Source organism: Phenylobacterium sp., assembly GCF_035944335.1.
In the GTDB taxonomy this organism is placed as follows: Bacteria; Pseudomonadota; Alphaproteobacteria; order Caulobacterales; family Caulobacteraceae; genus Phenylobacterium.
This window is the reverse complement of the sequence record NZ_DASZBG010000083.1, coordinates 18,536-27,282: the sequence shown is the minus strand read 5'-3', so window position 1 is coordinate 27,282 and position 8,747 is coordinate 18,536. Positions and strand designations below refer to the sequence as shown.

The following is an 8,747-nucleotide window of genomic DNA, read 5'->3' as shown; positions in this document are numbered from 1 at the left end:
AAAATGGCGCGCCCGGAACGATTCGAACGTCCGACCCTCAGATTCGTAGTCTGATGCTCTATCCAGCTGAGCTACGGGCGCGCATCGCCTTGCGGCGAGGGACGGCTATCTAGCGACCGGCGCGGGCGGTTTCAACTGCGGAATTGTGCGGCATAGGCCCGCGCGAGGGCCGCGATGGCGCCGTCCCAATCCCCGAACGCCGGCTGGCGGAAGAGCCGGAGCGACGGATACCAGGGGCTGTCCTCGCGCCCCGCCAGCCAGCGCCAGTCGGTGCGGAACCAGGGCAGCAGCACCCAGCACGGCTTGCCGAGCGCGCCGGCCAGGTGGGCCGCGGCGGTGTCGATTGTGACCAGCAGGTCGAGCTGTTCGATAACCGCGGCGAGGTCGGCGAAATCGCCCAGCGGTTCGCTGAGGTCGACGAGCCGCGCGCCGGCCTCGGCCAGGGCCCGCAGCGCCTCCAAGGAGGGCAGCGAACGGTGCGTGTTGCCGGGCGTCGGGCGACCGCGCCAGACGACGCCCACCGCACCCTTGGCCGCGTGGCCGGCCCACCGGGCGCGCCGCGCCGGCGGGACCGCGAGATAGGGCGGCTGGGGCAGGGTCTCGAGCGTCGCGCCGAGCCGGCCGGGGATCGAGAGCAGCAGGGTCCAGACGTCCGGCGTCTCCACGGTCATCTTGTCCGGCGTCTGTTCGGCGATCCGCACGCCGAGGCTGGCGAACAGGACGGTGAGTTCGGGCGGCGCGGCCAGGGTGACGTCGGCGCCCATGGCCTTGAGCACCGGGGCGAAGCGGGCGAACTGGATCTGGTCGCCGAAGCCCTGCTCGGGCCAGATCAAGAGCTTGCGGCCGGCGATCGGCTCGCCGGCCCATTCGCCCGGCAGGGTCAGCCGCGGCGCGTTCTGGCTGGGGACCTCGCTGCGCGCCTCGTAGAGCGGCCAGCCGCGGGCGTAGTCGCCCTGCGCCAGATAGAGCTGGCCCAGCGCCAGCCGCACCTTGGCGTCGCTCGGCGCAAGCGCCAGCGCCGCCTGGAAAGCGTCCTCGGCTTGCGCCCAGCGGCGCGTGAGCTGGTGCAGCCGGCCCAGGTTGTAGTGCGCCCAATGGGCCTGCGGCTTCATCTCCACGGCGCGGCGCAGCTCGATCTCCCCGGCGTCGAACTGGCCCAGCTCCAGCAGGGTCCCGCCCAGGTTTGCGCGGGCCTCCGGGCTCTGCGGCGCGGCGGCGGCGATCTCGCGCCACAGGGCGACGGCCTCCTCGAGCCGGCCGGCCTGCTGCAGGGCGCCGGCGCGCATGAATTCCGACTCGATATTGTCTTGCGTCAGCCGCATGGGCCATGGGTGTCAGCGTGACAGCGGAAGTCAACGACATGGCGGCTTGGCTGGCCCGCGCCGCCGAGGCGCGCGACGCCGGCGATCTGGCCGAGGCGATGGCCCTCTACGCCGAGGCCGCGGCCCGCTGGCCGACGGAGCCCGAGCCGCACCACCATCTGGCCGGGATCCACCGCCGCCGGGACCGGCTCGACCTGGCCGAGGCCGAATACCGCAAGACCCTGACGCTCGCGCCCGGCGCGGACGCCACCGCCCGGATTCTGGGGACCCTGCTGCTCAGCCAGGGCCGCTTCGCCGAGGGCTTCGCCCTGTTCGAGGCCCGCCACCAGCTGCCGGCCATGGCCAAGCCCGCCCTGCCCTTCCCCGAATGGCGCGGCGAGCCCCTGCTCGGCAAGCGGCTGCTGATCTGGCCCGAGCAGGGGTTCGGCGACCAGATCCAGTTCGCCCGCTTCGCGCCGGTCCTGCAGGCTCAAGGCGCCGAAGTCACCCTGGTCTGCGCGCCCGCCCTGCATCGGTTGTTCGACGGCGCGCTCGGCGTGCGCACCCTCGCCGCGGCCGGCGCCATCGACTTCCCGGACCCGGACTATTGGGTCATGGCCGGGTCGCTGGCCGCCCGGCTGGGCGTGACGCCGGAGACCATCCCCGCGGAGCCCTATCTGCGCGCGCTCGATCCGGCCCCGCCGCTGGGCGAGGGCTTCAAGATCGGCCTGATGACCCGCGGCAATCCCGCCCACGACAACGACGTCCACCGCTCGCTCTCGCCCACCGACGCCCAGCGCCTGCGCGCCCTGCCGGCCCGCATCGTCGAGCTCGACCCGGCGGCCAGCGGCGCGCGCGATTTCGCCGACACCGCCGCCATCGTCGGCGGCCTCGACCTGGTCATCTCCGTGGACACCGCCGTGGCCCACCTGGCCGGCGCCATGGGCAGGCCGACCTGGGTGCTGCTGCCGGCCATCGAGACCGACTGGCGCTGGCTGCGGGACCGCGCCGACAGCCCCTGGTATCCCGCGATGCGCCTCTATCGCCAGCAGCCGGGCGAGGGCTGGGGACCGGCCATCGCCCGCCTCACGGCCGATCTCGCGCGCCTGCTCTAGGCGGGCAGGTCGCGCCAGCAGCGCACGTCGGAGCCCGGCCATGGCGTCGCCTCATAGACCGCACGCGCCACGGCGCGCGCCAGGGCGTCGGCCGCCAGCGAGCCCAGCCGCGCCACGGTCAGCTGCGCCGGCTCCGCGCAGGTCTGCCGCCCGGTGGAGAGCGCGAAGACCACGTCGCCGTCGAACGGCGCGTGGATCGGCCGGATGGCCCGCGCCAGCCCATCCTGGGCCATGATCGCCACGCGCTTGGCCTGGGCCGGGGTCAGCGCCACGTCGGTGGCCACGCAGGCGATGGTGGTGTTGCGCAGCGAGGCCGCACCCTTGGCGAGGCCCCACTCCTCCGGCGCGGCGCGCAGGCCCGCGGCGCCCAGGCCGCCGAACTCCTCGACCATCTCGAACGGCGCCGCCCAGAAGGTGCGGCCGCCCGGCGCGACCACCGAGCCCCAGCTGTTCACCGCCGCCAGCGCCCCCACCGTGAAGCCGTCGGTGGAGCGGATCGAGGCCGAGCCTATGCCGCCCTTCAGGGCGCCGGCCATGGCGCCCATGCCGGCGCCGGCGGTGCCCAGCTGGAACTGGTGCGAGGCCGCCTGGGCCGCCGCCCGGCCGAGATCGCGGTAGGGCGGCGCCTCGCCCCAGGCCTTTTCTCCGCCGTTGGCCATGTCGAACAGGATCGCGGCCGGCACCACCGGCGAGGGTGGGACCTCGGCGCTGGCCGCCAGCGAATAGCCGCGGCCCCGCGCGCCCAGCCAGGCGGTCACCCCGTCCGCCGCCCCCAGGCCGTAGACCGAGCCGCCAGCGAGCACCACGGCGTCCACCGCATCCACCAGGTTCTCTGGCGCGAGCGCGTCGGTCTCCCGCGTCCCCGGGGCGCCGCCGCGCACGTCGCAGGCGCAGACCGCGCGCTCGTCGGGCAGGATCACGGTGACCCCGGTGCGGGCCGCGGCGTCCTCGGCCTGGCCGACGGTCAGCCCCGGCACGTCGGTGATCAGATTGCGGGCGCCCGGAAGCGCTAGGCCGGCGGCGGGTTCCATGAGAAGCCGACCTCGCACACCGCAAGGTTTGTTGTCCACGCATCCGCGCCTTAAAGGTGGCGCCTGGTTTCCCGTCCGGAGCACCCCGAACCCGTGTCCTCGTTTCGTCGCGCCCTGAAATTCGCCCCCCTTGGCGCCCTCGCCAGCCTCATCACCCTCGGGATCGCCGGCGCCGCCCCGCCGGCCCCGGTCGCCGCCGCCCAGGTCCCGGCCGCCGCGCCCGTAAGGTCCGCCTTCGCACCCCACGCCATGGTCGCCGCGGCCAATCCCATGGCGGTGGAGGCCGGGCTGAAGGTGCTGCGCGGCGGCGGCTCGGCGGTCGACGCCGCGGTGGCCGTCCAGGCGACCCTGGGCCTCGTGGAGCCGCAGAGCTCCGGCCTCGGCGGCGGGTCGTTCATGGTCTTCTACGACGCCAAGACCCACAAGGTGACCGCCTACAACGGCCGCGAACGCGCTCCGGCCGGCGCCACGCCGGACATGTTCCTGAACCCCGATGGCACGCCGATGAACCACGGCGCCGCGATGGTCTCCGGCCGCTCGGCCGGCGTGCCCGGCGCCATCGCCATGCTGCACCTGGCCCAGAGCCAGCACGGCAGGCTGAAATGGAGCCAGCTGTTCGCCGAGCCCGAGCGGCTGGCCGACCAGGGCTTCCCGGTCCCCGGCCGCATGGCCGCCGCGGCCGCCTCGCGGGCGCCGCAGGCCCAGACGCCGGACGCCGTCGCCTATTTCACGAAGCCCGACGGGACCAGGTACAAGCAGGGCGACATCATCAGGAACCCGGCCTACGCCGCGACGCTGCGCAAGCTCGCCGCCGAGGGACCCAAGGCGATCCTCGAAGGTCCCATCGCCGCGGCGATCGTCGCCAAGCTGCGCCAGGGGCCCGTCCCCGGCTCCATGACCCTGGAGGACCTCAAGAGCTACCGGCCCGAGTCCGGCCCCGCGCTCTGCCGGCCCTATCGCCAATACGAGGTCTGCACCCCGCCCGCCCCCTCCGGCGGACCCTCGGTGCTGGAGGCGCTCGGCATCCTGTCGCACACCGACATCGCCGCCCACGGACCGACCGATCCGCAGGGCTGGTACCTGTTCGCCCAGGCCAGCCGGCTGATGTACGCCGACCGCGACCGCTACATGGGCGACCCGGAATTCGTGAAGACGCCCACCGAGGGCCTGCTTGACCCCGCCTACACCGCCGAGCGCGCCACGCTGATCGGCGCCGTCGCCGGGCCGCCGCCGCCCCCCGGCAAGCCCCGGGGCGCGCCGGACTTCGGTCCCGATCACACCCTGGAGCCCGGCGGCACCACCCACTTCACCGTCGTCGACGCCGCGGGCAACGTGGTCTCCATGACCACCACGGTCGAAAGCATCTTCGGCGACGGCCGCATGGTCGCCGGCTTCTTCCTCAACAACCAGCTGACCGATTTCTCGTTCTCGCCGAAGCAGTCGGACGGCGCGCCGGCCGCCAACGCGGTCGCGCCGCGCAAACGGCCACGCTCGGCCATGTCGCCGACCATCATCCTCGACCGCCAGGGCCGTTTCGTCGCCGCGGTGGGTTCGCCCGGCGGGCCGGCGATCGTCGCCTATGACCTGAAGGCGGTGGTCGGCATGGTCGACTGGAAGCTGAGCCTGCAACAGGCGATCGAGCTGCCGAACATGATCGCGGCGGGCAATTTCTACGCCACCGAGCCGGACAAATATCCGCCGGCCGTGGTCGCCGGCCTGGCCGCCAAGGGCATGAAGCTGACCGGCGGCTTCGGCGCCGAGGCCTCGGGCCTGCACGGCATCGAGAAGGTCCCCGGCGGCCTGCGCGGCGCCGCCGATCCCCGCCGCGAGGGCATTTCGAAGGGGTACTAGCTCGCGCTGCGCCCACGTCGCGGGGTCGCCACCCGCGTCGGCGCGCCGGGCAGCCGCAGCTCGAAGACCGCCCCCTTGGGGCTGTTCTCGGCCAGCGTCACGTCGCCGCCGTGGCCCTGCGCCAGCTCACGCGCGATAGCCAGGCCGAGGCCCGCGCCGTCAGGCCGGCCCGACCCGGCGAAGGGCAGGAACAGCCGCTCGCGCGCGCGCTCCGGCAGGCCCGGCCCATTGTCGGCCACGCGGATCACCGTGACCTCCCCGGGATAGGCGACGCTGAGGGTCACCACGCCCTTGCGGGCGCGACCCTCCTGGTGCTCGATGGCCTCGCGGGCGTTGCGCAACAGGTTGGCCAGGATCCGGTGCAGCTGGTCGGGGTCGGCGATGACCTGGTCGCCGGGATCGATGTCGCTCACCAGCCGCACGCCGTCCTTCGACAGCCTCGCCTCCTCGGCCGCCGCCTCGATGGCCGGCGCCAGCCGCACCGCCCGCGGCTCCGGCGCCGCCTCCTGGGTCTTGCCATAGGCCAGCACGCCCGAGGCCAGCGTCACCGCCCGGTCGAGCGCGCGTTCGAGCCTCGGCAGCGCCTGGGTCACCTTGGGGTCCTTCAGCGCGGCCAGCCGCTCCGAGGCGATCTGGGCCGAGGTCAGCATGTTCTTCAGGTCGTGGTTGATCTTGGCCACCGCCTCGCCGAGCGCGGCGAGGCGCGCGCGGGAATTGAGCGCCACCCGAAGGTCGGCCTGCATCCGGTCGAGCTCGGTCTCGGCGCGGCCGATCTCGTCGCGGCGGCCCGACAGCGGCACGCGGGCCCGCGGGTCGTCCGGGTCGGCGCGGAACCGCTCCATGGCGTAGGTGATCCGCTGCATGGGCCGCACCAGGAAGAAGTTCAGGGTCAGATAGACCAGCAAGCCCGCGATGGTGGAGACGAAGCCGATCACCAGCACCACCCGCCAGAGGTAGTCGATCAGCGCCTTCTTCAGCTCCGCGGCGGGCGCCACGAACTCCACGAAGTCGGCTTTGCGGAACCGCGGCGCGGCCATCACCCGGATCCGGCTGCCGGGCGCGCTGAACAGGGTCCGGAACGGCGCCAGCACGTCGAGGCCCACATTGCCTCGGAGGTCCACCAGATAGGGCGCCACGGCCGAGCGCGGCCCGGAGAACACCAGGCTGCGGATCTTGTCGTTGGAGATGGCCACGATCTCGACGCCCGCGCCGCGCAGCAGCTCGGTCTTCAGCTGCTCGGAGACCTTGCGGTCGGGGGCGACCTCGGGGGCGAGGGAAGCCAGCTCGGCGGCCCGCACCCGGTCCAGCAGCCACTGCTCCTCGAAGGCGGCCAGCACCGGCGGCAGGGACAGCAGGCCTCCGAAGGCCACGAAGAGGATGGTCAGCGTCAGCAGGCGCGCCGAGAGGCCGCCCGGCCAGAGGAAGCGGGGCCTTTGTACGATCGCAGGCTCCTGCGGGGCGTCCGCCATGTCCCCTTCCGATAGTCCAGCCTGCGGTTCCCGGCAAACCGCCGCCGCTCGACTCAGGGGCCGGGACCGGCCTATTTCGCGCCCACTGCGGCCTGGGCGGAAGCAAATCCGTCGGCCCGCAGGCGCGCCGCAAGGTCGCGCTTGATCCGGGTGACGAGGCCCGGCCCCTCGAACACCAGCGCCGAATAGAGCTGCACCGCGCAGGCCCCGGCGCGGATCTTGGCGTAGGCGTCCGCGCCCGAGGCGACGCCGCCGACGCCCACCAGCGCCAGCCGGCCCGCGGCCGCGGCCGCGAACTCCGCCAGCACCCGCGTCGACAGCGCCATCAGCGGCGCGCCCGAGAGGCCGCCCGCCTCGTCGCGTTGCGCCGACCTCAGCTCCGGCCGCGAGACCGTGGTGTTGGAGACCATGACGCCCGCCAGGCCGTGGGCGACCACCGTCTCGGTGATCGTCTCGACCTCGCCGGCCTGCAGATCCGGGGCCACCTTGAGGAACATGGGCGCGCGGCCTTCCGCCGGCATCGCGTCGCGCGCCTCGGAGAGCCGGCCCAGCAGCTCTTCCAGCGCGGCCTTGGTCTGCAGGGCGCGCAGGCCCGGCGTGTTGGGCGAGGAGATGTTGATGGTGAAATAGGACGCCAGGCCCCACAGGCGCTTCAGGCCCGTCACATAGTCGCCGATGCGATCGTCCGCGTCCTTGTTGGCCCCGATATTGGCGCCGACCACGCCCGCAGCGTCGCGCCGCGCCAACCGCCGGGCGAAGGCCTCCAGCCCGTGGTTGTTGAAGCCCATGCGGTTTATCACCGCCCGGTCCTGGGTCAGCCGGAACAGCCGCGGCCGCGGATTTCCGCGCTGAGCGAGCGGCGTGACCGTGCCGCATTCCACGAAGCCGAAGCCGGCCCGCAGCATGGGGGCATAGACCTCGGCGTCCTTGTCGAACCCGGGCGCCAACCCCACGACATTGGGCAAGGCGACGCCCGCCAGCGCGCCGCGAAGGACCGGATCGTCGCGGCCGCCCACCGGCCCGAGCCCCGCCTTCAGCCCGGCGATGGCCAGGCCATGGGCGTCCTCCGGATCGAGCCCGCGCAGCGCCCGCGTCGCCAGTCCATGCAGCCCGCTCAAGGAAGAACTCCGATCAGCGGGACGCCATCGGGGTCGAGCGGCGCCTCGGCCACGCCGCGCACCAGACTGGCCGGCAGGGCGCCATAGAGGTGGGGGAAGAGCTGGCCGCCGCGCGAGGCCTCCCAGCGCAAGGCGTCGCCCAGGTCGTCGACCTCGACCTCCAGCACCACCAGCCCCGCCTGGCCGCGGAAATGCCGGCTGGCGGTTTCCTGCGCCTGTTCGGCGGTCGAGAAATGGATGAATCCGTCGGCCCGGTCGAGCTCGGAGCCCTCGTAGACCTGGGCGTTCCAGGCCGCCTCCCAGTCACGGCGGGCGAGGATCTTGTAGATGCGGCTCAACCGCCGCGCTCCGGGAAGAACAGGCCGTCGAAGGCCGGCCGGCCGTTGGCGTCGATCAGGAACACCGCCGCCGCCGCCGGCGGGAACTGGCGCATGGGGCGGGCCATCACGGCCGGCGCCGCCGAGCCCTCGACCAGAAGCCGCACGGTCAGCTCCTGCAGGCCGGGATTGTGGCCCACCACCATCACCACGCCGCAGCCGCGCCCGGCCGCCTCCGCCGCCTGCAAGATGGTCCCGGGATCGGCGTTGTAGAGTTCCGGCTCCAGCTGCGTCCGGGCCTGGGGAAACGCCGGCTGCGCCGCCGCCCAGGTCTCCTGCGCGCGCGCCGCCGGGGACACCAGGGCGACGTCCGGGATCAGGCCGAGCCGCGCCAGGGTCTCGCCCATCTCCGCCGATTCCCGCAGGCCCCGCGGCGCCAGGCGCCGGTCGAAATCGTCGCCGCTGGCGCTCTCGTTCTCCGCCTTGCCGTGCCGGAAAAGGATCAGCCGATCCATGGACGCTCCACCCTGTCGGAACGCCGTCAT

The 8,747-nt window shown here is 73.6% G+C and carries 8 protein-coding genes and 1 tRNA gene; 2 read left to right on the top strand and 7 right to left on the bottom strand.

What is annotated here, in order from left to right; all coding sequences use genetic code 11:
- Nucleotides 1-4: 4 nt before the first annotated feature.
- Nucleotides 5-81, bottom strand: a tRNA-Arg gene (locus VGT80_RS13925).
- Nucleotides 82-131: 50 nt separating this feature from the next.
- Nucleotides 132-1,322, bottom strand: a complete 1,191-nt coding sequence (locus tag VGT80_RS13920; protein WP_327456775.1) for a tetratricopeptide repeat protein — start codon at nt 1,320-1,322, stop codon at nt 132-134.
- A gap of 38 nt (nt 1,323-1,360) precedes the next feature.
- Between VGT80_RS13920 and VGT80_RS13915 the strand changes: the two genes are divergently transcribed.
- Nucleotides 1,361-2,416 carry a hypothetical protein gene (locus VGT80_RS13915; RefSeq protein WP_327456773.1) on the top strand — a complete coding sequence of 352 codons (1,056 nt, stop codon included), beginning with the start codon at nt 1,361-1,363 and terminating at the stop codon, nt 2,414-2,416.
- Here VGT80_RS13915 and VGT80_RS13910 read toward each other — a convergent pair.
- A complete protein-coding gene (locus VGT80_RS13910) occupies nt 2,413-3,447 on the bottom strand; it encodes a P1 family peptidase (protein ID WP_327456771.1) in 1,035 nt (344 codons plus the stop codon). The two genes, VGT80_RS13915 and VGT80_RS13910, sit on opposite strands and share 4 nt — an antisense overlap.
- 93 nt (nt 3,448-3,540) lie before the next feature.
- On the opposite strand from VGT80_RS13910, the gene ggt reads away from it, so the two are divergent.
- Nucleotides 3,541-5,298, top strand: coding sequence for a gamma-glutamyltransferase (ggt, locus tag VGT80_RS13905; protein WP_327456769.1), 1,758 nt, complete (start codon nt 3,541-3,543; stop codon nt 5,296-5,298).
- On the opposite strand, the gene VGT80_RS13900 is transcribed toward ggt, so the two are convergent.
- The 4 genes from VGT80_RS13900 to VGT80_RS13885 form a co-directional block, all read right to left on the bottom strand.
- Entirely contained in the window at nt 5,295-6,767 is a 1,473-nt protein-coding gene (locus VGT80_RS13900; RefSeq protein WP_327456767.1) for a HAMP domain-containing sensor histidine kinase, read from the bottom strand. The two genes, ggt and VGT80_RS13900, sit on opposite strands and share 4 nt — an antisense overlap.
- Before the next feature lie 71 nt (nt 6,768-6,838).
- Nucleotides 6,839-7,885 carry a quinone-dependent dihydroorotate dehydrogenase gene (locus tag VGT80_RS13895; RefSeq protein WP_327456765.1) on the bottom strand — a complete coding sequence of 349 codons (1,047 nt, stop codon included), beginning with the start codon at nt 7,883-7,885 and terminating at the stop codon, nt 6,839-6,841.
- Nucleotides 7,882-8,223 (bottom strand): DUF952 domain-containing protein, encoded by a 342-nt coding sequence (locus VGT80_RS13890; RefSeq protein ID WP_327456763.1) that lies wholly within the window; start codon nt 8,221-8,223, stop codon nt 7,882-7,884. The genes VGT80_RS13895 and VGT80_RS13890 overlap by 4 nt, the downstream gene beginning before the upstream one ends.
- The gene (locus tag VGT80_RS13885; protein ID WP_327456761.1) at nt 8,220-8,717 is read right to left on the bottom strand and encodes a SixA phosphatase family protein; all 498 of its coding nucleotides are present in this window, start codon (nt 8,715-8,717) and stop codon (nt 8,220-8,222) included. The genes VGT80_RS13890 and VGT80_RS13885 overlap by 4 nt, the downstream gene beginning before the upstream one ends.
- Between the last annotated feature and the right edge of the window lie 30 nt (nt 8,718-8,747).